At 48.6% G+C, this 23,541-nt stretch carries 19 protein-coding genes; 16 read left to right on the top strand and 3 right to left on the bottom strand.

Annotated elements, in window-relative coordinates; all coding sequences use genetic code 11:
• Positions 1-3: 3 nt before the first annotated feature.
• The 16 genes from ACOYW2_RS16635 (at position 4) to ACOYW2_RS16560 (ending at position 20,849) form a co-directional block, all read left to right on the top strand.
• Positions 4-2,439, top strand: a complete 2,436-nt coding sequence (locus ACOYW2_RS16635; protein ID WP_482767240.1) for a type I polyketide synthase — start codon at positions 4-6, stop codon at positions 2,437-2,439.
• Positions 2,440-2,544: 105 nt separating this feature from the next.
• Positions 2,545-3,831: a GMC family oxidoreductase N-terminal domain-containing protein gene (locus tag ACOYW2_RS16630; RefSeq protein WP_482767239.1), complete on the top strand. Its 1,287-nt coding sequence runs from the start codon at positions 2,545-2,547 to the stop codon at positions 3,829-3,831.
• Between the two features lie 391 nt (positions 3,832-4,222).
• On the top strand, positions 4,223-5,614 hold the full coding sequence (locus ACOYW2_RS16625; RefSeq protein ID WP_482767238.1) for an FAD-binding oxidoreductase: 1,392 nt from the start codon (positions 4,223-4,225) through the stop codon (positions 5,612-5,614).
• The gene (locus tag ACOYW2_RS16620) at positions 5,615-6,781 is read left to right on the top strand and encodes a (Fe-S)-binding protein (RefSeq protein ID WP_482767237.1); all 1,167 of its coding nucleotides are present in this window, start codon (positions 5,615-5,617) and stop codon (positions 6,779-6,781) included.
• Between the two features lie 640 nt (positions 6,782-7,421).
• On the top strand, positions 7,422-9,437 hold the full coding sequence (locus ACOYW2_RS16615; RefSeq protein ID WP_482767236.1) for a TonB-dependent receptor: 2,016 nt from the start codon (positions 7,422-7,424) through the stop codon (positions 9,435-9,437).
• Positions 9,438-10,054: 617 nt separating this feature from the next.
• The gene (locus ACOYW2_RS16610) at positions 10,055-11,071 is read left to right on the top strand and encodes a methyltransferase (protein ID WP_482767235.1); all 1,017 of its coding nucleotides are present in this window, start codon (positions 10,055-10,057) and stop codon (positions 11,069-11,071) included.
• Positions 11,072-11,357: 286 nt separating this feature from the next.
• Entirely contained in the window at positions 11,358-12,497 is a 1,140-nt protein-coding gene (locus tag ACOYW2_RS16605; RefSeq protein WP_482419149.1) for a Gfo/Idh/MocA family oxidoreductase, read from the top strand.
• 201 nt (positions 12,498-12,698) lie between these two features.
• The gene (locus tag ACOYW2_RS16600) at positions 12,699-14,159 is read left to right on the top strand and encodes a DHA2 family efflux MFS transporter permease subunit (RefSeq protein ID WP_482767233.1); all 1,461 of its coding nucleotides are present in this window, start codon (positions 12,699-12,701) and stop codon (positions 14,157-14,159) included.
• A 52-nt stretch (positions 14,160-14,211) separates the two neighbouring features.
• Positions 14,212-15,009: a thioesterase II family protein gene (locus tag ACOYW2_RS16595; protein ID WP_482767232.1), complete on the top strand. Its 798-nt coding sequence runs from the start codon at positions 14,212-14,214 to the stop codon at positions 15,007-15,009.
• Positions 15,010-15,226: 217 nt separating this feature from the next.
• Positions 15,227-16,168 (top strand): cysteine synthase A, encoded by a 942-nt coding sequence (gene cysK / locus ACOYW2_RS16590; RefSeq protein WP_482419146.1) that lies wholly within the window; start codon positions 15,227-15,229, stop codon positions 16,166-16,168.
• A gap of 332 nt (positions 16,169-16,500) precedes the next feature.
• A complete protein-coding gene (locus ACOYW2_RS16585; RefSeq protein WP_482419145.1) occupies positions 16,501-17,043 on the top strand; it encodes a transcription termination/antitermination NusG family protein in 543 nt (180 codons plus the stop codon).
• 110 nt (positions 17,044-17,153) lie between these two features.
• Positions 17,154-17,909, top strand: coding sequence for a 4'-phosphopantetheinyl transferase family protein (locus ACOYW2_RS16580; RefSeq protein ID WP_482767231.1), 756 nt, complete (start codon positions 17,154-17,156; stop codon positions 17,907-17,909).
• Between the two features lie 207 nt (positions 17,910-18,116).
• The gene (locus ACOYW2_RS16575; protein WP_482767230.1) at positions 18,117-18,971 is read left to right on the top strand and encodes a methyltransferase; all 855 of its coding nucleotides are present in this window, start codon (positions 18,117-18,119) and stop codon (positions 18,969-18,971) included.
• 2 nt (positions 18,972-18,973) lie between these two features.
• On the top strand, positions 18,974-19,141 hold the full coding sequence (locus ACOYW2_RS16570; RefSeq protein WP_482767229.1) for a hypothetical protein: 168 nt from the start codon (positions 18,974-18,976) through the stop codon (positions 19,139-19,141).
• A gap of 296 nt (positions 19,142-19,437) precedes the next feature.
• Entirely contained in the window at positions 19,438-20,205 is a 768-nt protein-coding gene (locus ACOYW2_RS16565; RefSeq protein WP_482767228.1) for a helix-turn-helix transcriptional regulator, read from the top strand.
• 332 nt (positions 20,206-20,537) lie between these two features.
• Positions 20,538-20,849, top strand: coding sequence for a hypothetical protein (locus ACOYW2_RS16560; protein WP_482415461.1), 312 nt, complete (start codon positions 20,538-20,540; stop codon positions 20,847-20,849).
• Positions 20,850-20,969: 120 nt separating this feature from the next.
• Here the strand turns inward: ACOYW2_RS16560 and ACOYW2_RS16555 are convergent, their stop codons facing one another.
• From ACOYW2_RS16555 to ACOYW2_RS16545, 3 genes are all read right to left on the bottom strand, one after another.
• On the bottom strand, positions 20,970-21,965 hold the full coding sequence (locus ACOYW2_RS16555) for a hypothetical protein (RefSeq protein ID WP_482767227.1): 996 nt from the start codon (positions 21,963-21,965) through the stop codon (positions 20,970-20,972).
• 189 nt (positions 21,966-22,154) lie between these two features.
• A complete protein-coding gene (locus tag ACOYW2_RS16550; protein WP_482423754.1) occupies positions 22,155-22,325 on the bottom strand; it encodes a 4Fe-4S binding protein in 171 nt (56 codons plus the stop codon).
• 795 nt (positions 22,326-23,120) lie between these two features.
• A complete protein-coding gene (locus tag ACOYW2_RS16545; protein WP_482767226.1) occupies positions 23,121-23,402 on the bottom strand; it encodes a hypothetical protein in 282 nt (93 codons plus the stop codon).
• Positions 23,403-23,541: the final 139 nt, after the last annotated feature.

The raw sequence follows: 23,541 nt of genomic DNA, 5'->3' as shown, positions 1-23,541 counted from the left end.
GCAGTGGTAAACACCGATGAGTATGAGGATATTGAGCCCATTGCAATTGTCGGCGCAAGTTGCCGATTCCCTGGTGCAGATACGATAGATCAATTTTGGAGTAACCTCTGCAATGGCGTGGAGTCCGTCACTTTTTTTGAAGAGTCCGAGCTTATTGAGGCAAATATTCCATCTCATATTTATAACGACCCTGACTATGTCAATGCAGCCTGTGTCATTGATGACATAGATAAGTTTGATTTCTCTTTTTTTGAGTACTCCAAGGAGGAAGCAGAACTCATCGACCCACAACAGCGACTTTTTTTGGAATGCGCCTATGAAGCTGTTGAAGATGCAGGGTATTCGATTCGGGCATATGACGGAGTCACAGGGGTTTTCGGGGGCACGCGAACCAGTGGGTACACCAAGCTGTTAAGTGCCCCCTTGATGCGTCCGGGATCATTGAAAAGTTTTGAAGTGATTCTTGGTAATGCGGTGGACCAGACCTGCCTTCGCGTCGCCTATGGTTTGAACCTCAAGGGGCCGAGTATTGGGGTTCAGACGGTATGCTCAACATCACTGGTTGCCGTTCATATGGCCTGTGAAGCCCTTCAAAACGGAGAATGTGACATGGCTTTGGTCGGTGCCGCAGCCGTGCATGTTCCGAGAAACCAGGGCTATTTGCATGAAGACGGAATGGTTCTTTCCCCTGATGGGCACTGTCGAGCTTTTGACATAAACGCTCAAGGGTCGGTGCCTGGAAATGGGCTGGGTGTTGTTGTGTTGAAGCGTTTATCCGATGTGGAAGTTGACAAGGACCATGTCTATGCTGTTGTCAAAGGAACGGCTGTCAATAACGATGGGGCCTCCAAAATCGGGTATCGTGCCCCAAGCATTGAAGGGCAGGTTGCCGTTATTGACGAGGCCTTTCAAGTGGCGGGTGTTGATTCGAGCACCATCTCCTATGTCGAGGCCAATGGTACCGGGACGTATCATGGGGATTCTGTAGAAATCGAGGCCCTGTCACGGGTTTTCAAGGGCCAGGGCGACCGGCAGTCGGTTTGTGGTATTGGGAGTGTAAAGACAAACCTTGGTCATTTGACGCACGCCGCAGGAATAGCAGCCCTGATCAAAACAATGCTGTCGTTGAAATACAAACAACTGCCACCAAGCCTGAATTGTGAGGTGCCCACTCCGCAGTTGCAGGACACTCCTTTTTACGTCGTCAGGGACCTTTCCAAGTGGAGATCAAACGGCCTTCCCAGGCGCGCCGGGGTTAATGCATTTGCCATCGGGGGTAGCAACGCACATGCGGTTCTGGAAGAGGCTCCGCCAAGCCCGAGGCAACATGAACAAAGGCTGGGGGAATATCAAATCCTCACCCTTTCGGCAAAAACCGAAAACGCGTTGGCCCGCATGGTCAAGCGGTATGACCTTTTTTTCAAAACGCATGAAGATGCATCTTTTCACGATGCGTGTTTTACCTCCAATGTCGGAAGAGACCATTTTCAACATCGTATCGCACTTGTTTCACACTCCACGGATGACTTGTCAGGACAACTCTCAGCCCGAAATCCGGCGTCAAAAAAGGTGGCGGAGCCGCTACCGTCTGTCCGCAACGACAGGTTGATTACGGCATTTCTTTTTTCCGGTGAAATGGAGTCGGTGAAGGGAGCATACGAGAATCTTTACGCATCGTACCCACAGTTTAAGGATAGTTTGGATTTATGCGGGGAGCTTGCGAAAAACTACCAGGATGCCCCTTTACTGCCATCTGTCGTGGGCGGGAAACCATCAGGTAATAATACCTATTCGCCGGTTGAAGTCTTTGCGTTGGAATATGCGATAGCCATGGCGTGGATAGCTTGGGGAATAGTCCCTTCTGTGGTTGTGGGCCATGGCGTGGGCATTTGCACGGCTGCCTGTGTTGCAGGCGTCCTCAGCGTAGAAGATGGCATCAAGCTTCTGGTGGCAAGGGAACGTTTTATTGAAGGCAGCACGGAGGACTCTTCTGACTTGCTCGAGGACACAATGAGAACTCTTACGTTGTCACCATCCCGTATCCCTATTGTTTCGCCTTTTACCGGGGTTGTTGATCACCCGGAAGAATGGATTCGTAACGAATATTGGAACAGCAAGATAGACGAGGGCGTTCACCCACTGAAGATTCCTGAATACCTCAAAAGCTGCAGGGTGAATAGCGTTATGGAGATGGGGCCGGACTCATCGTTCTTCGGCTCATGTCGAGAGGTATTTTCGAAAACAAAGGGTCCGGGGCACGATGCAGATCACCGAGACATGAACCTCGAATTATCACTTTTAAAGCGGCTGGGCTCGCTTTACACCAGCGGGGCAGACGTGAACTGGAAAGCGTTTCATGCTGGGGGCTCCTCTCACCGAATGTCACTTCCGACATACCCATTTGAGCGAACGAGATGCTGGTTTGAAGGGCAGGAATAAAAGGCAGAAAGCGCGGTGTGGATTGGCACGATGGAGAAGGCTTCATCGAGCTACTCGCCACAGCGGTCAAGTTTAACCAATGGTCACAATAGCAAAGGGACTCATATGAAAACCGACGCAATCGTTGTTGGATCAGGGGCTGGGGGGGCTACCGTTGCACGGGAGCTTGCACGAAAGGGAAAACGTGTCGTCATACTGGAATGGGGGAAGGACAATCCCCCCAATGGTGGTTTTTTTGCGCATCCATTGAGGTTCTTCGGCGGAATGCAGCATAAAACAAAAGCGTTTTTGAAATCATCCGACGATCCGTTTATGGAAATTGTTCGCTGCATCACAACAGGGGGGGGGACCCTTGCTTACGGGGGCGTCTCCTGGGATCCACCCTATGAGTTGTTTGACAAGTTTGAGATAGATTTAAAGAGCGAGGTAGAAGAGATAAAGCAGGAGATCACAATAAAACCTCTAAAATTAGGACAAATGGGGCCGGCTGCAAAGCGTATCAATCAATCTGCCTTAGACCTGGGACTGAAGTGGGAAAAAATCGACAGGTTTTTCCTTTCAGCTGATAAATTCAAGCAAACATCTTATCTGTTCGGTGATAAAACCGGGGCACGGTGGGATGCCCGTCAATGGGTCATGGAAGCTGTCGACAACGGAGCCACCTTATACAACGAAACTTTTTGCGACGAAGTTCTTATAGAAAATGGGAAAGCGGTAGGTGTCGTGGCTTTGGATAAAGATGGCGAGAAAACACGGATGATGGCAGATACTGTTGTTGTTGCAGCAGGTGGGCTCGGATCACCGGAAATTCTAAAGAAAGCAAAAATAAACGAAGCAGGCAACGGCATTTTTGTCGATCCGTATTTTGTCGCCACCGGCTATCTGGATCATAATGTGTCCGGTGGCCAGGAGGTTACAAGGCAAGCTGGCCTCCTTCTTAAGGAGGATGGCTTGGCTCTGGGTGATTCTGCTTTACCGACACCAGCCTACAGAAAACTGGCCCTGAGCCATAAGAAGTTCAATAAACTCTTTAAGCAAAAGAAAGCGTTGTCGATTCTTGTTGAAATCGACGACAATTTAAGCGGGTGTGTTGATAACGACTATAAAATAGTCAAACCTCTTTCTCAAGAGGATCTTGGGAAATTAGAAAAAGGAAAAGGGATCGCTCGGAAGATCCTTGAAAATGCAGGGGCGAAAGATATTTGGTTTACACGGATTGCGGGCGTCCACCCTGGTGGCTCATGTAAAATTGGAGAGGTCGTGGATTCAAATTTACAAACACAGGTGAAAAATCTGTACGTATGTGACGCAAGTGTTATTCCTGAATCCATGGCCATTCCCCCTGTGTTGACAATCATGGCACTTGCCAAGCGGCTGGCTAAGACATTGTAGTTTCCATGGGCCTGCATGCGGCTTTATGGTATTCACACGTCGAGCGTGTCCATGATCGGGGCTTCCGAGTTGCAGTTGTCGTTGTTTGCTTCAACACTCTGAAAAACGGAAGATGGATACGCTCGACTCCCTTGAGGGGGGAGAGCGATGCGTTGTATTGTCATCGCTCCCATGTTTTTCATTCGGCTCATAAGCCAGAGCCAATACCATGAGAGTACTCCTGTAAGGTTGATTCAACGAAACACAGGGATGATACGCACAGATCGGCATGTTAACCGTGTCCCTGGTCATTTGATCATCTATCCATCCTGTTTTCATATCGTCCCCGGCACCATTTACTTGTCGTTTTGACTAACCATAATGAAACATTTCTACGTTCAGGGATTTTCGCATGCAACGTAACATATATGATGCTTTACAGCAGGTCGTTGGGCATGAGTTTGTCTCCAATCGGCAGGAAGAGCTTTATTTATACTCACGTGATCTGGGCTCATCCAAGCCCGGCCAGGTCGATTATGTGGTGATGCCGGGTACGGCAGAGGAGGTTCAGGCCATCATACGAATCGCATGCCGGCATCGTATCCCGGTAGTTCCCATTGGAGGGGGCTTGAATTTGTCCGGCTTAACCATTCCGAAGCGCGGTGGTATCGCACTGGACATGAAACGGATGGATTCAATTTTAGAGGTCAATGAAAATAGCCGGTTTGCATTAATAGAAGCCGGGGTAACCATTGGCAAACTGATTGCTTACCTGAACTCTCATCATCCCGATTTACGATTTTCCATAGCAGATGCTCCCCCCATGGCAACCGTTACAGGGAATTTTGTGTTCAATGGGTCCGGCCATCTTTCAAAATATGGTGTGCATCCGGACATGATCAACGGGCTTGAGGTGGTTCTGCCGACCGGCGAGATTTGTACTCTCGGATCGTGTGCTTTGTCTGCTTCCTGGTTTGGAAAAAGCCCACTGCCGGATTTAACTGGACTGTTTACCAATTGGTTCGGAACAACGGGTGTTGTAACGAAGTTATCTTTGAAGCTTTATCCCAGGCATCGTATCAGGGAGATGTGTATCTTTGCGTTGCGTAATCCGGAATCAATACCCGATGTTGTCAGGAAGGTCACAGCCACGGAAATGATGGAAGACCTTCTTGTGCTTGTTTTTAGAATGGAGGGACGACGTAACCTGACCCACCTTTTGTTTATCTATATTACGGCGGATTCACAAAAAGAGTTCGATTTAAAAGTGGCGCTTTTCAAGGAGATGTTTATGCAGCACGGGAAGCCTGCCTCCGATATAGCGCATTTCCCCAAAGAGATGCTTCCGCCGGAATTTATAGCCAACTACATGGCAGAGCCCAAGTACGGAATGGAGGTGGCGGATATAAAAAAAGGTGGAGGGTTTGAGTATTTGGGTGTGAACTTTCCCCTTGATTCGATACCGGAAGCCTACCGCCAAGGGGTTAAGATTGCGGATAAATATGGTTTCGATGGCCCCCTTCTTACCATACGGAATATCGGTGTGGGCCACAGCGTGATTTTTACGTTCATGTATCCATTTAACAGGGCTGATGAGAAGAGCCTTGAAGCCTGTCGACGTGCTTTGATGGAAACAACAGAGATGGCCCTTAAGATAGGGGGGGTGCCCTGGAAACCAACAGTTGAAGAGCAGCAACGGGTTCTCGAGAAAATGAATCCTGAAACCGTTGACGTGATGAACAAAGTAAGAGCTCTTCTGGATCCCAGTGGGATCATGAATCCAGGACATTGGGAGATTCAGTAAATGGGTTTTGACGACTACAAAGATATTCTCCACAGATGTTTCAGGTGTGGATATTGTAAATTTCCGTCAGAATATTCGGATTTCAATTGCCCTTCATATAAAAAGTTCAAACTGGAGTCCTACTCTCCCGGTGGCCGTATGTGGTTGATCAGGGCCGTTGTAAATGGGGATATGCAGTTATCAGAGCACTATTCAGAAATTCTTTATTCATGTTCCATGTGTGGAAATTGCAAAGAGAATTGTTGCCTTGATTTCAAAGATGAAATTTTGAATATACTCACATGTGCCAGAGCCGAAGCTGTCAATGAATCCATCATGCCGTCCAAGGTTCAAGAATATTTTGAAAACATCCTTGCCTTTGGCAATCCATGGAAAAAGTCGAAAAAAAAACGGGGTGACTGGGCAAAGGGTCTGAGTATCAACCCTTTTGAAGGCGATGAATACCTATACTATATCGGTGATGTTGGCTCCTATGAACCCCGATGCCTTGAGGTAAGCATGGCCCTTGGAAACATCTTACTGATGGCCGGTATCTCGTTTGGGATATTGGGTTGTGAGGAGATATCTGACGGCAATGATGTCAAGTGTATGGGCGAAGAAAGCCTGTTTGATTATATGATGCAGAGGAATATAGGGGTTTTTCGGAAAAAAGGTGTGCAGAAAATTATAACCCTTTCTCCTCATGCATATAACGCCATGCACAATCATTACCGAAAAATAGACAAATCAATAGAGGTATTTCACTACCTTGACATCTTGAAGCTTGTCTTGGAAGAAGGAAAGCTTCACATGGAGACGACTGATCCGATTCGAGTAACTTACCACGATTCATGCTTTCTTGGCCGCTGGAACGGGAAGTATCAAACCCCCCGGGAGGTCCTTGGCCTGATTCCCAATGTTGATTTGGTTGAAATGGAAAGGAACAAAGAAAATGCCTTCTGCTGTGGCGGCGGGAATGGGAATTATTATACGGATATGCTCGGTGGCGGGAAAGACAGCCCAGCCAGGATTCGAATACGCGAGGCCATTGCAACAGGAGCTGAGATCTTGGCTGTTTCCTGTCCCATATGCCTTATGATGTTTGAAGAAGCCATTGCAAGTGAAAAGGCTCAGAGTGTGATAAAAGTCCTTGATATAAGTGAGATTATGCTCAAAAGAGTTTCTTGAAAATAGTTGCTGGGTGAACGCCCATGTCACCCAGTATATCCATCCCCCGGATTGATCAGGGGGGGGGAGTCGCCTGCCCTATTCCACTTATTCGCCAGAACTGCAGATGTCCAGTCTTGCCTCAATGCACTGGTAACGCCGTAAATGTGTGAAATCATCTCACCCGAAGGTTGAAAAAATCGAGCAGAAAATCGTGAATTACATTTAGTCTTTTTGAAATGCCTGGTTTTTTTACAAAGGTATCATTTTTCCATGAAATATCCAGACTAAGGTGGACAGGGCTTCCCTTACTCTCATGTTAATCTGCTTTTAGATAACTTTCCTATATATCATTGATTTTCCCAATCTTCATGTTTGGCCAACCCGAACGCCATGTAGCCAGGTCATAAGATCTATGGTGTGGCATCCAATGTCCATACACCCGCAGCTCGGAATATTCTGGGAACGTAGCTGTGTAAGCACCGTATGAGCATGAGGATAACACATTGTAAGTGGATAGTAATAATCAATATTAATGCTGTTTTTGAACAAGAGGGGTAGGATCATACTCGGGCTTTTGTGCGGGAATTGGTTATGTTTTTTGACCCTTCCAGTCCTTGTGTATGTAAAACAGGGCAATATCTAACATTTGTTAGAATCAATGACAGTTACGGCAAACAAGCGAGAGGAAAACATCCAGGATGTTCCGTCCGCCATTTCGGCATTCTCGAAAATGGAGCTGGATGATTCCGACATCGAAGATCTGGGGGACCTTGTGCAATTTGTCCCCAACATGTATTCCGGTTCTTCCATGCAGGGATATCAGGAGATAAACTTCAGGGGGATAAGCATCAGTCAGTTTACAGGGAAGAACCCTGTGGTTATTTTTGTCGACGGCATTGCTCAGGATCATTACTCGAATTATGACGTGGACATGACCAATGTGGAGAGGGTGGAAGTCCTTCGTGGCCCCCAGGGGACATTGTACGGTAAAAACGCCATTGGCGGCGTGATAAATATTATCTCAAAAAAACCAGGCAATGAATTGGAAGGGGAGGTAACGGCGCAGGCTGCTGAATACGACACCTACGGTGTAAAAGGGTTCGTAAATACGCCTCTTGTCAAAGATAAGCTCTCGCTTTCACTTACAGGGCGATATTACACCACGGACGGGTTCATGGAAAACGATCACCCTGCCGGGGGCACGTTTGATGATGAAGAGGTTTTGAGTTTGAGGTCTCGGTTTAGATGGATCTTCACGGATCGCCTGGAGGCCAATTTTCATGCAGGAATGTCCCAACGATGGGATGGCAGTGGTGTACAGACCAAGGCAACACCAGATAAAGTTGAGTACCATGCCTATAAAAATCCCGATGATAAATCAGAGCCCAGTACGACCAGTGCAGCGCTGAATATTTCCTATGAAGGCGATTCGTTTGATTTTACCTCCATCGGTACGTATAGCTACGATAAGATGGATGCCTGGATGGACCAGTGCTATGTCGCATTGTGGAAACCGGTCAACTTTTGTAATTCCGACAACCGCATTTTCTCTCAGGAATTTCGAATTCAGTCCCCCAGCAAGGATGATGGAATCAAATGGCTCGGTGGGGTCTACTATTCCAGCGATCTCCTTGACTATGAAAACAACGCGCATCTGTTTGATACCAAGGCGATGTACGGCTATGATCTAAAATACAACTGGGCTGATGAAACCCAGGAAGACACCGCAGCAGCTTTTACCCAGATGACATTTCCACTTCCGGGAAAGCTGGCCTTTACAGCGGGTCTCAGGTACGAGCGGGTCAACAAGTCCATGGACTATCGCTATGAGGTAACCCGAAACGACACAGGGGAGATTTTACCGGCTGATCCCTTCAGCAAGCCAGGATCTCCCAAGCCGACCCTGGTAACGTATACGATCCAAGACAACTGGGACGCGATTCTTCCCAAGGGCGTTCTCTCCTGGCAGCCAACCAAGGATGCCATGTTTTATGCCAGTGTAGCCAAAGGGTACCTTGCAGGGGGATTTAACCTGTGTGAACACATAAAGGAACAGGCCAAATTCGACGAACAATATTCCATTGACTATGAGCTGGGGGTCAAAACGTCATGGTTTCAAAACAGGCTGATTTGTAATGCCAATATTTTCTACATGGATATCAATGATATGCATGTGTATTATGCCCCCGACGCGTTTACCTATATTACGTCCAATGCCGGCGAGGCACACTCCCAGGGCCTTGAACTCGAAATTGATGCAAGACCGGTGGAAGGGCTCGACATCATGGCCTCTTTTGGTTTGGTTGATGCGGAATATGATGAATACACAAACACTGCCGGGATTGATTGCTCAGGGAATAGACTTGTGCGTACACCTGATTACACCATTAACCTGGCTGTCCAGTACAGGCATCATTCAGGGTTTTACTCACGCATCGGTATGCAGGGATATGGCAAGAACTATTTTGATGATGTCAATACCGTAGGGCAAGATGCCTACGAATTATACAATGCAAAAATCGGCTATGAGGGGGCTGTCGCAGACATATATCTTTATGGAACAAATTTACTCGATGAGGAATACTTCAGCTTCGGCAGAACCAATTCAATGGGGCTTATGGCAAACGTCGGTCAACCCCAAACCTTTGGCGTCATGGCGACGGTCCGTTTCTGATGGAAAGAGAGCAGCCGGAACGATGACATCAATGCCAGGTTTTATAAGTTCAAGTGTTTTCGTTTTGCGTAACTCTTGAAATCAAATCGTCCTACTTAGCCCGAATACTTCACGAGTCGGGTGCACCCATATTCAAGGCACCAGATCCGCAGATGCAGTTGTCTGCCTCAACGCTCTGATAACGCAGAAAATGGGTGTGCTCGGCTCGCCCGAAGGTGAGAAACACGGCCAGAAAAAGATGAATGACATTTTGTATTTTTCATATACCTGAATTTTTCAGGTAACAATTCGTTATGATATCTTATTGGCTTGATCTGGCCGCTTTCTCGTGAAATATTCGGGTTAGGGCTTGGGCCCGCTTGATCATGACACGAGTATATCCTGAGCAAAAAAAACGCCTACCCGTCGATATCGTGTCCGGCGGCTGTCAACTTACCCTAAGCCTGATCTGGCTCATTCGTACCTCAGCCATATCGCATTTCCCTTCAGCAAGTGAACGATCAAAGAAATGACATGTGACGTGCTGGATCCATTCACCGCGGTTTGGCCTAATTTGAGGCCTGTTATGGCCCTGTATGACATTGGTCATTTCGTAAAAGAAGCATATTGGAGATACAGTGAAAAAATTACAAGTAATTGAGGAGTCGTGGCGTGATATTTATGAACTTAGCAAGAGAAAAGTTCAGGGTGATATTCTTATCTCTGCTCTCAACTGGCATCTTTTTGATTTGATGAGAGAGCCCTGTCCTGTCTCTGGAATTGCTGAAAAATGTCAGTTTAACCAGAGAAATCTTGAGTTGTTTCTCAATTGTCTCGCCGGTATGGACCTCATAAATAAGTCCGAGGGGCTTTTCTGGAATACCAAAAAAAGCGATGCCTTTCTGGTCTCTTCAAGCCCTTCGTACATTGGTACATTTTTGAATTTTATGAATGCATGGCATGGTAATTTTGCGTTGAACTTGGAGGAGCTTGTTAAAAATGGCCCTCCTTCCAGTCAAAAAGCCCATACTATCTCAGATGCATCATTATGGGCAAAGAGTGCTCGTGACTCTGCTGCATGTCAGTTCGGTGCAGCGCAGAACATGACGAAAATCATCAGTGCCTTGCCCGAATTCCCAAAGATGAGGAAGATGCTTGATTTGGGTGGCGGTGCCGGCTTTTATACAATTGGCATTGTTTCTGCTCACCCAAGCCTGAAAGGCGTTGTTTTTGATCAACCTGCGGTAGCTACGGTCACTCGGGAATTCATTGAAGAGTATGGGGCCGAAGATCGAATAACCGTTATGGAGGGTGATTACAAGACAGATAACTACGGGGACTCCTATGACCTTGTTTTTGCGAGTGCAACGCTTAATTTCGTAAAAGGCTCATTAAGCGAGATATGCAAAAAAATCTATGATGCCCTTAACCCCGGCGGGATTTTTATTGCTCATCAGGATGGTATCACACATGAGCGGACAAAGCCCGTATACCATGTAGCGGATAACCTTTCAGCTGAGCTGAAAGGGATGGATCTTCTGCTTCCCAGGGGAATGGTTGCCGCTGCAATGCTTGATGCTGGTTTTAGATCAGTCCAAAGCTTTCCCATTGAATCCAACACAGGGGATATGGATGTAGATATTGCAAGGAAATAACAGCCCACTCTTTTTATAACAGAAGATCATTTCAAGGCCGTATGTTGTAGGCCTTCTACTCGAAAGCCGCCCTGCCTGTCTCCGGGTGCCAAAACCCCCTTTAAATCATTTTTGCTGCGGTTGAATCGAGGATTGTTCTGGCCTTCGGTCACAAGAAACCCTCGACGCTATACACGTTCACAAGGGACTTCCTTGCTGTTTGCAGGCGTTCATATGCTTCCTTGCGGCTTTTTTTTGAACCATGTCTGGTTACCCGTAAAAGATAAGATTGCTGAATAGGTGGAAAATGAAGAAATATAACGTTCTTGTCTGTGGTACGAATTTTGGGAAATTTTACCTTTCGGCCCTTTTAAGCGAGAACTCAGGCTTTCGCCTGGGTGGTATCCTTGCAAAGGGAAGTAAGCGTTCTGAAACAATTGCGAGTGAACTGGGCGTTCAATTATACACGTCTGTTGATGAGGTTCCCGAAACAATCGATATTGCCTGTGTTGTCGTCAAGTCAACATTGCTTGGCGGTCAAGGGACAAACCTATCAATGCAATTGCTGAAGAGGGGGATCAACGTTATCCAAGAGCACCCTGTGCACCCCGGGGACATCAGGCAGTGCTTTAAATGCGCCAGGGAGAGCGGGAGTCACTATCACATCAACAGCCATTTTGTTCATGTAAAACCCATCAAGGTCTTTATCGATTACGTCTCCAAAACCATAGGGTGTGAGCGTCCATTGTTTGTGGATGCTTCCACGGCACTGATTTATTCAACCATCGATATTATCGGGCAGGCCTTGGGCCGGCTTGAACCTTATCAATTCACCGACCCGGTTGAGTGGACGGATTCGGTATCCTCTGTGATGGAAACAGAGTTTCTGCCATTTAAATGCCTTCAGGGGGTCATCGCCGGGGTACCGGTAACCTTTAAGCTCCAAAATTATTTTGACCCCGGTAATTTGGATCAAAACTACCTGATGATGCACAGGGTGACCATAGGTTCAGAAAGTGGCAACACAACCCTTCTCAGTTCCCATGGACCCGTCGTGTGGACTCAGGGGTATCCGGTGCCGACCAAAGGCGCACATGCGCGTGCGACATCGGAGAGTGGCCATATCTCTTTCGAATACCATAAATCAAAATACGAACACTACACTCAGCCAACCTCCGTTGTCTTTTCCGACACGACAGGGCCCTCATTCAATGAGGTAACAAGTCTCTACTGGCCAGATGCCATTTTATCGGCGTTGGAGCTGATGCAAGAGCAAATAGAAACCGGAGTGACAGGGAAATATCAAACCGAGGGGTATCTGAAGGGGATAAGTGACATATGGTTGGAGATGATGAAACGCTTTGGAAAACCCAATTTTATCAAGATCGACGAATTGGTCAGCAACATTCCTGACCCTTGTGAGTATGGGAATTTTGTCAATGCGTAGAGACTCGTCAGCATGACGCGAAGTGAGATGAAAGCAAAGCCTCCGGATAACTCTTTGTTTTTGAGCTGGAGCAGCTCTTTTTGCCATCCACGATGGAGGACCCGTATCGTGTGGTGTGCCGTGTCGGTGATGCTCATTTTTGCGAAAAGATAAAGAACGGATTTAACGAGTGCAAGCCTAAATTTACCAATGAGGTTAACCATGCTTAAGGAAAACCAAAATGTTGTCCAGAAGTGGCGTATTTTATTTGCAGTGATGATCGGGGGCTTCATGGCCTCTGTCGACGGCAGTATCGTAAACCTTATTTTGCCGACGCTTGTGAAAGACCTCAAAACCGATTTTGCAATTGTTCAGTGGGTTGTCGTAAGTTATCTCCTTACTGTCACAACACTGATACTTATTATGGGCCGCCTCGGTGACATGGTGGGGAAAAAAAAGATTTATCTTTTGGGCTTCGTCCTTTTCACGACAGGCTCTGTTCTGTGCGGGCTGGCCACTTCGGTTCATTGGTTAATCGGGTTCCGTGTTCTCCAGGGGCTCGGGGGCACAATGATCCTTGCCCTTGGTTTTGCTGTTGCAACAGAAGCCTTCCCACCTGCAGAGCGCGGGAAGGCGATGGGGCTGCTTGCATCGGTTGTCTCTTTGGGGGTCATTGTTGGCCCTGTTATTGGTGGTTTCTTAGTAGACTTTCTTTCCTGGCACTGGATCTTTTTTGTCAACCTCCCCATTGGTATTTTTGGCAGTATCATGGTTGTGAGATACGTCCCTGACAACAGCACGCCCCTAACGCCGACATTCGATTTTAAGGGGGCAACAGTTTTTTTTCTGTGCATGTTTTCCCTTCTTATGGGCCTGACTTTTGGGCAACGATCCGGTTTTGACAAAATTGATGTATTGAGCATGCTTGGTTTCTCCCTTGTCTGTGCATTCGTATTTGTGGTGGTCGAACTCAAGAGCAAAAGTCCTGTGATGGACTTGAGGATGTTTAAACATGTTTTTTTAAGCGTTAACTTGTTGATTACTTTTTTCTTCTATTTGGCTATCAGTGGGGTTTTTCTCCTTTCGCCTTTCTATTTTCAGAACATCCTTGGCTATATGGCGAACCAGGTGGGATTGCTGTTTGGCGCCATGTCCTTGATGATGGTTCTGTTTTCTCCTGTGTCAGGTGTCTTGTCGGATCGGTTTGGCGCATCCACAATGATCATTGCGTCGCTTCTGCTTATGGTTTTTTCCTATGGGCTGCTTGCCGTGGGGATTAGTCCAAATACCAACACCCTTCAGTGTATCGTTGCGATGCTGTTTCTTGGAACAGGTATGGGGCTTTTCATGTCTCCCAGCCACAGTGCTGTCATGGGGACGATACCGAAAGAATATCTCGGTATTGTTTCAGGCCTCCTGATACTTGCAAGGACCCTTGGGCAGGTCGTCGGGGTATCGATTCTTGGCGCAATCTGGAGCAGCCGTGTCAGGCTTTACAGTGACGGCGACTTCCATGGTGCTATCACCATGGCTCCTGTAAATGCCAGAATTCATGGGTTTCAGGATATCTCTTTATTTGCCGTGGTTGTTACAGGCTTGTCCCTTTTGCTTATTGTATGGGGGGCAGTTCATGAAAGGCGCAACAAAACCATGGAGTCGGCACATGCCATGACAGCGGAGTAAATTTCACTGCTTGGGGCAATACATAAATACAAGATTGGTTTGTTAGGTGGAGATGGTGCATAAAATGATTTGTTCCCAATGGCTTATGCCTGGAAAGAGACGTGGTAGCGAGCAGCTTCGGCTTTTCTGTTTTCCCTATGCCGGGGGTGGTGCGTCAATATATCGGCTGTGGGCAGACTTATTGCCCGAGAATGTGGGCGTTTACCCTGTTCAGCTCCCAGGCAGAGAAAACCGGATTGCCGAAACGCCTGTAGACAATATGAAGGAGCTTGTTGATTTGCTTTCACGCGAGCTTGTTCCCTATCTGGACCGTCCCTTTGTTCTATTCGGGCATAGCATTGGCGCAAGGATAGCCTTTGAACTGGCTCAGAACCTTCGTGCATCGCTGGGACTCAGCCCATGCAGCCTGATCGTTTCCGGAAGCCGTGCCCCGCATATCCCGGAGCCGAATCCCCTCCATCACCTTCCGGATGAAGAGTTTATGCGTGAGTTGCGTCGTTTTTCAGGAACACCTGAGGCCGTTTTGCAAAGCAGGGAACTCATGGAGATGTTCATACCGATTCTACGTGCTGACTTTTCCATCGACGAAACATATGTCTTTTCGCATTCAGCACCCCTCGATTGCCCTGTTTTTGCGTTTGGCGGGACAGGGGATATCGAGGCGAAAACAGAGGAACTCGAAGCATGGGCGGATCATACGTCCGGTGATTTCCGTCTCGAAATGATCAGGGGAGATCATTTTTTTCTCCATACCGAAAGGGAGGAGCTTTTGCGATTTATTTCACGAATAATTCTCAGATCTCTTGAAGAGACCGCCAATCCATCCGAGCAGGCCTTCAGCCCTGCCTGAATTAATCGACGGGGTTCCCTTCGTGGCGGGACAACGATGTTGACCTGGCCCTGAGAACTCGAATCTGTTTCCTTATCCATAATATGGCATTCACAAAATAAGCAGGTTGCTGGGCCGCTGGCGAGCCGTTTTGTGCTCGGCTCTGCCCGTGGATATGTCGGTGCCGTCACGGCTGAAACATGAACGTATGATTCGTATCTAAATGGAGGTTCATCACATGATTTCAAAAGGTATTTTAGAACAGATAGGGTCTACCCCAATGCTTCACATCGGTCTTGGGGAAAGCGATAGCATGAATATCTATGCCAAGGCTGAGTACCTGAATCCCGGCGGTTCAATCAAAGACAGGGTCGCTCTTTATATTATAGAAGAAGCTGAAAAAAGAGGAGAGTTGAAAAAAGGTATGGTCATAACGGAAGCCACCAGTGGGAACACAGGGATTGCCGTTGCCTTGGTTGGTTCGGTCAAAGGGTATGCTGTTAAGATTATCATGCCGGAAAATATGAGTGATGAGAGGAAAAAGATGATCAGGGCTCTCAATGCGGAGCTTATTTTGACCGCTTCGGAAAAAAACGTCCCGGGAGCTGTCTCGATGCTGAATGATATCAAGCTGAAAAGTGATAATATTTATGTCCCCGATCAGTTCGAAAATCATGACAACAGCAAGGCGCACTATCTTTCCACTGGCCCGGAAATATGGGCCGCCATGAACGGGCAGGTGGACGTATTCGTTTCGGGGCTCGGAAGCGGAGGAACGCTTATGGGAACAGGCAGATACCTTAAAGAAAAAAATCCTGACATTAAAATCGTTGCGGTTGAGCCGAAGAATGTTTCAGCCCTTTTGGGGCATGAACCGGGGCTTCACAGGATAGAAGGGATAGGCGACGGATTTGTCCCTTCCATTGTGGACACGAATCTCATCGATGCAGTTATCGAAGTTGATGATGATGATGCCGTTGACATGACACGGCGTCTTGCAAGTGAAAAAGGCTTTCTTGTCGGGATTTCCTCCGGCGCCAACATGTGTGCGGCGCTGAAAATGAGGCGGTTGTTTGGACAGGGTAAAAAAATTGCGACCATTTTCCCGGATGGTGCGGAACGATATTTCAGCACTGGGCTTTTTGTAGATCAGCGTCGCTCTTTTTCTGTTGCCATATAAACACCTGCCGCTATGAATCAGGTCGACATTGATGCGATCCGAATAGCTTTCGGGTTTTTTCTATAACGGTTTTTGATAGAATATCCTGAAACGTCTTTTTAGTGCTCCGAGTGGGTGAAATATGCGTTCCTGCGCCTGTTGATCTTGTTGTGGATTAAAAAGTTTGTTAAAGCAAAAAAAATAAGTTTTGGCGTAGCAAGCAGGCTTGCCTGGGCATGCCGTCTTGAGGTGGCTGTTGCGCCCATAGTGGCCAGGTGTCGATTAGGTATTCGACCATGCTTAACGACTTTTTTCTTCACTGACAAGGCAAGTCGAACTCTCCCGGGGAAACAATGAATCAAGCCCATGAATCCAGTAACTGGTATGTATTGCACACAATGGCTGGCCGCGAACAAACCGTTGCCCTTAAGTTAAATCAGTTCTTGAGTCAGGATGTGACTTTTTACCTTCCAAGGAAAGAAGTGATTCATACCTTCAAGGGCCAGGAAAAACGGGTGCACATGGCCCTTTTCCCGGGGTACCTGTTTGTTCAGAACGATATTGAAATACTTGCTCACCACCTGGCACAAAAGGAGTGGGTCGGGACGGCCGCCCCTCTTAAATTCCATGATCGGTTTGTCAGTGTTTTTCCCCATGAGATGGAGTACCTTTTTTCCATGGCAGGGCCGGATGGGGTGATCCCTGTCTCAAAGGGGGTGTGTCAGGGTGGGCGGGTTAAAATTGTCCATGGGCCACTCAAGGAACGCGAGGGGGATATCTTATTTGTCAATCGGAGAAAAAAAAAAGCCCGGGTGCGCGTGAGCTTGGTGAGCCGTTGCGTTGACGTGACCCTCGGGCTTGAGCTGGTCCGTGAGTCGCAGGGTGTTGAGGCATAAGGTTTAGCGCTGGGGATCGATTTGAGCGACCTTTAAGCTTGCAATACACCGATTCATAATCGTGTTTACCTTGCGGACGAGTGAATCGATACCGTGAAGGAGCCCATTTAATGATCGTGACGTCTGCATTTCACCCGCCTCCTTTAACCCTTGTGACACACACTCTCACCTCTGATCTTTGCAAATCGTTTTGCCCTCCTCCTTTAAAAAAGCATCAGGTACACCTGTGGGTGGCGTCACTGCCCTTTCTTTCTCCCTTGATTCCACAGATGCTTCAATTCCTGTCCCGTCGGGACCACCAAAAAGCCCAGCATTTTTTTCGTGATGAGGATCAACGGCGTGCCCTTGTTTCACGGGGTGTGCTCCGTTGTCTTTTGGGTGGCTATCTCGGTTCAAGCCCTCGGCAGCTCCACCTGGCGGAGGGCCCATACGGAAAGCCCGGGCTTCGCATGGCGGAGGGGGGCGCCTGTCTTTCCTTTAACGTCTCGCATAGCAGCAATCTGCTCCTTTTCGCCTTTTCGCGTTACTCCTGCGTAGGGGCAGACGTGGAGCGTGTGAGGTTGATGGATGATGCTCTGTCCGTGGCGGATGCTTTTTTTCACCCAGAGGAATCTGCATGGCTTCGCAGGGTTCACCGCGGAGGGCAATTGGCGGCTTTTTTTGACCTCTGGACGAGAAAAGAGGCGTACGTAAAGGCTACGGGTGAGGGGCTGAGCTGCTCGTTGGAGTCCTTTTCTGTGGGAGAGGGGACAGATGCGGACGGGTATTTTCGGGTGAGTCTTCCCGACCGGGGGGACGGGGTGTGGGCGACTGGTTTGTCATTTGCCCCTGCGCAAGGCTACTCAGCGGCCGTTGTGGCCTTTTGACAAACGTGTCGGTCTGGAACAGGGGTCCCGGCCTTTCTTCTGTAGTAAGGTAAGGCGCCTGGCAGTTGGGGTAGGGATTATGGATGGAGCCTGATGTAAAAAAAAAAGTTTGGCATGCCTAAAATAGCTTGACATGCCTTCCTTTTCTTCTTAGCATGATCGCCAAAAGGGGGATGATACCTCTGACTTAATAATAAGGAACAATAGATGAAACTCCCAAAGCTTACCGCTGATTTTAAAGATACTTTCAATATGCTGTTCACCGCCCATATGCCCCAGATTATTCAAACGGCCGTTGGATTAGGCGTTTTTGACGCCTTGGAGAGTGGCTCCATGGACACCCATGGCCTTTCCGGGGCTCTTGGGACCGATGCGGGCATGACCCAGGCCCTTCTTGAGATTCTTCGCGAAGGAGGATACCTTTCCGGAGAGGATGGGACGTATGCCCTAAACTCGGTATCCCGTGAATTTTTCGTCTCATCTTCCCCGGCATTTCAAGGAAAGGTGCTGACAGCCATGGGAAACATGTCCAATCTCTTGAGCAACGCCCAACAGATCATGACCGAAGGGGGCGCTGCCCATGATGACAGAGCGTGGGCGAACGGGGAGATGATGGATACCATGCTCCAAGGGGGCCGGGGTGGGAAAATTCAGAGCGCGACGTCGTTCATCGCATCGTTGCCAGAATTTACTTCCATGCGTCGCATGTGCGACATCGCCGGAAGTTTCGGCTATTTTTCCATGGGGATCCTGGACCGGAACCCGGACCTTTCGGCGGTTGTGTATGACTTGCCCGAGGTGGCGGAGGCTGCGGGGCCGTATATCTCGAAAGCGGGTTATGAAGGGCGCCTCGAAGCGCGGGGCGTGGACCTTGAGTCCGGTGAGGACTTCGGGACGGGGTATGACCTGGTGTTTGTCTCCAACTACCTCTACGAGTGGAGCCGCGATCATCGCATCGTTGATTTCCTGAAGCAGGTTCGTGCTGCCTTGAACCCCGGAGGGGTGTTCGTCTCCAGGCACATGACCCTGGACGTCAGAGGGAAAAGGCCTGGAAAGGGTTGATCATGGAATTCATGACCCGCCTGGGCGGATATCCCACCCATGCCATCTCCGAAGCTCGGTTAACCGATGCGCTGAAGCAGGCAGGATTCTGTGACGTAACCGTGAGACAACCCGAAGACGGGTCATATGACAACACTCTGGATATCGCCGCTCGCGTGGCCGTTTCCTAATCGACACATTTCCACAGAACCCACGTGGTGTTGACGGGATTACCAATGGAACGAGAGATGCTTCAGCAGAGATCGGAAGATGGCACGGCTTTTCTTTTCAGTGATTACAGAAAGACGTCGGAGGCTTCACCCTATGGGGAGATTGCCAGTTCCATGGCCGGGCTTTCGGAAGAGTATGCCAGTTACGAGGTGATCCCTATTCGCCGCGGTCTCCATGTTACCGTGAGCCGGTTCAGTGCCCGCAGGCCGCTGGTCCTTGGTTTGAATGTGCGGGGAGCCCACATCTCGGCGGCTTGGTGCTGGCTGACGATAAGGGCATGGCGATCCTGGACATGACCCGATCCTGGTGTCGAAGCAGCGCCGGCGCTGCAAACGCCAGCTATGCCCCGAATACCTCAGGACGCTGCGAGGCGGTGGGCGATACGGATATCTGTATTGTGGGGCTCTCTGTGGACCCGTCCCTTCTCTACTCCCTGGTGGGGGAAGATGCGTCCTGCCTGCCGCCTCGGCTTCGTCCCATCGCCGAAGGAGAGGGGAGGGACAAGGACAAGTTTACCGTCACCGGAAGCCTCCCTCCCGCCATGCAAGCCGCCTGCCATCAGATACTCTCCTGTCCCTTTGACGGTGAGTGTCGGGAGCTTTTCCTCGAGAGCAAAGCCCTTGAGCTTCTCTGCCTCCAGGTGAATGCCCTGGCGCCAGCCCACAGAGAGATAGGCCGGCCTTTTACCCCACAGGAAACCGACAGGATCCATTCCGCAAGGGATTACCTTGTGGCGGACCTGAAAAATCCCCCCTCCATTGCCACGTTGGCCCGTCAGACGGGCATCAACGAGACAAAGCTCAAAGAAGGCTTCCGTCGCGTCTACGGAACCACTGTTTTTGGTTATTTGAGACGTCACAAAATGGAGGTGGCTCGTGCCTTTCTGGAGGCGGGGGCGAAAAACGTCAGTGAAGCTGCCTACGACGTGGGGTATGTCAATGTAAGCCACTTTATCTGCGCCTACCGGAAAGCCTTCGGCGTGAACCCTGGTGAGGTTGCCCGGCAGTGTCGTTCTGCTTTTTAAATGCAGAGCAACTGGGTTCATCCGGGGTAACTCAATGACGTGTGCAGTGCTTTATAACCAAGGTGTTGATAAAACACCAGACTGAGCCCCAATCTCAGGCTGTTAAGCGGGTGGTGCACCGTCATGGGGCTCTTTTCTTTTTTCTGTTTTTTTAACCCATGTCCAACATAAAGACAGGCTATTTGGGCAATATTTTTTAGGCTCCACTAAAATTATTGCCCATGATCAAAAAAGTGATTAGGATGAATATGGTGCGGTTGTGCCTTGAAATGATGAGATTTAATTTTTGCCTGCCCGGCAGGTCTAACCTTTAATCTAAAGGAGAGAAACACATGGAACCCAACCGATTCGGAACAAGCCGCGAGATGGTCATCGATGAAATCGAGGTGCACGGTATGAGGCAGGTAATGGCCATTGACGAAAAAGGCCTCTACCTCACGACCCCGGATAAGGTGGGCCGCAACCTGGCCGACGTCAACCGCTATGGGGGGCAGCGAAAGCAGTGTATCGAAACCCTGGAGTCCCTGGGGTACGACACCGAAAAGATCCGTAACGAGAACCACCATATCGTGGCGGCCCTTGCGTCAAACGGGCCCGTTGAAAAGAAACTTAACCCCATCAAGGCCTCTAAGCGCGGGGAGTGATGTCTCCCTCAATGTGTTTGGCGAATTACGGCCCCGGTATTTCGGGGCCATTCTCGCCAGTGCTTGCCAGTTTTGGCCGACGTATTTGCAGACGTGGCTGCAAGGTTACTGTGTGCGGATTCAGGGTTCTCTTGTTTCAACTCTATCGGCAATGTAGCGAACAAGTGCGCTAACGTCGGGATGTGTTTCTGATTTTGCTCTGGCCATTTCAAGGTGACTTTCGTTGAGCACAAACCCCTCTTTTTCAAGGGCCTGGATGTAGCTCACAGGTTGCGAGGCTTCCACGGCAATATCCATCATGGTTTGGTCGAATATGCGGATTTCAGTGAGATCGGATGTGTGGGCTTTTAAAAAGTCAAGGGAACCGAGAGAACCGTATTTGGCAGCATCGTAGTAGTTTCTCTCTTTGATGGTGAACCCCGTGTCTAACAAGTAGTTTAACGTGTCTGGCTCTGCCCTCGTCGTGGTGATGGCCCAGTCCAGGGCATCTCTGCCGCGTAGAGTTTGATGGCTGATGATGTCCAAATCTTCGAGCCTTTTCAGCATGTCCATATTGCCATACAGGACCCCATCAAAGAAAAGATTTTCTTCCCTTGCGTTCGTTTTGGTGATGGGAGCTCCAAGTCCAATGATCCAGTCCAAGGTTTCCACCGATCCGGACATGACAGCGGCTGACAGAATATTCGGATGGCGCGTAACGTCCACTAAGCCCGCATCAACCAGCCGTTTCGCATCAGTTAGATTACGTCGTACGATGCTGTGGAATAAAGTCACATGGTTTCGTGTGTTTAATGGTCGGTTGATATCAATGTTATGTTTCAGGATATAGGCGATCAATGCGTCGATGTCTTCAGTGTTGTAAATATCGAATAACTGACGTGTGACCTTCCTTGGCAAAGACGTGGAAGAAGCAGGCACAAGGTCCGAAGGCACGACCTCTGTGTCGGTTTTTGGAGAGCTTTTTGCCGGTGAGGTAGTGACGTGATTTGTTTGGGGTTTTTTCGAATAGGGAGGAGGGATCATGTCCGTCTTTTGTTTATGGCTTTCTTGCCTGTTTATTTGGATAGGAGCAGATGCATGAGGCTGAGTATTCTCAAACCGTGTTGGGATCACCATATAGGTCACTATTGATAGTAATATACAGAGGCTGCATACGATTACTTTTTTTTTGTTAAGCATAAGCATTGTTGCCGTTTTTAAATGGTTCTGCGGTTTTTGGGGCGTATCCATGGGGCAAAGTCGGTGTGGCTATTACAATTTTAGGTGATAGTTGGTTTTTGATACTGTTTTTGAAAGGGGGCGCTACTATCTTTCAATGATAGCATCTGTGGGGCATACTTTTACACATTCACCACAACAAATACATTGGTCTGGATCTATGACCGCACATTCACTATCGTTCCACTGATAAATAGCAGACACGGGACATTCATCCTCACAGGCTCGGCAGTTTATGCATTTATCACAGTCAATCATGTAGCAAGACTCTTCCCACCAATTTCGTGAGGTTGTTTTATTCATGACAGCTATTGGTTCTGCTTCAAGGCTCTTTTTTAAAGGTGATAGGAGGGTTGGGTAGGTTGTGAGTGTCGAAATGAATAAATATTTGATGAATTTGCGGCGATCCATGTTTCTCTCTTCTATGTAGGAAATTTCATTAGGCTTGCTAAATAAAATTTGTTTCAGCGAAAATATATTTAAAAGCAAGCCTGAGGTCAAGTTTTTTTATCTTGTTGTTTGGTTGGTAGTAATTGTGTGGGGGCATTGGGCTTTATGGCGGTTTGCTGTGACCTGTTTATCAGTTCTTATTGTTAGTTGGGGGCAGCGTTTAAATCCACAGTTCGATATCTCTAATCATAGGAGGGTCGACATAGCCAGGTGTGGTTTATTCGGCAAGCGGCTCGGGGCCTCTCCGGGCATGAAGAGGGGTTGAGGTTCGGGGAACGCTTCAAGACTACGCAGTCCTTGTTCTCAAGGGGCTGCACCCGTTGGTTGTAATCCGCAAGGGGACCTGGTAATCCCTTTCCTTATGGAGGATGAGAAGGGGGAGGGTCATTTTTGCAGGCCGGTAGCTTTTGAGATCGAGCCAGTAAGAGGCAGGCCGTCCCATGGGAAGTCGTTGAGCTGACGTGCCTGTTGTGAGCGAGGCACTTTGCCGAAATGTTTTCGGCTTAGAGCAGGCCAGTGGGCTCCATACCTATAAGGGTTCTGCGGGCAGGAACCGCAGATCCACGATGGTTCCCTTTTTATCCGTACTGAGCTTAAAGCCTATCACCTGTTTTTCAAAATGGCAGCGAAGTGTCGCAACCGTATGAGAAGCATTTGTTTCGTGTTTGCTTTTAATTGTTTTTCCCAATGGACCACCCTGGGAGAGAATGGATAGCCAGGCTGCTTTAAATCTTTCAGGAAGGCCTGCCTCAACTCATCGGAAAACGATGCCTCCAACTTTGTATACGCCTCTTCCAACAGGCACCCGAGGGCTTCCTCTGCAGCTTGAAATGGGTGCTGATCTGCCGCGGATGTTTTTTCACCGGCCACCCCTGTCGTTGTCATGCATATCGCCATGGCCGTTAGTGTGGGTATCATTCGCATGTGTCGATTCTTCATAACGGTGAAGTAACTACTCAGCTGCTCCCGGCAGGACCGCCGGCGGCTTTTATTCTGAACGTTTTTTATTAAATGTCCGGGATAG

Source organism: Desulfoluna sp. CLI2B (assembly GCF_056847375.1).
Note: the sequence above shows the minus strand (reverse complement) of the source record. Positions and strands in the feature narration are given on the sequence as shown.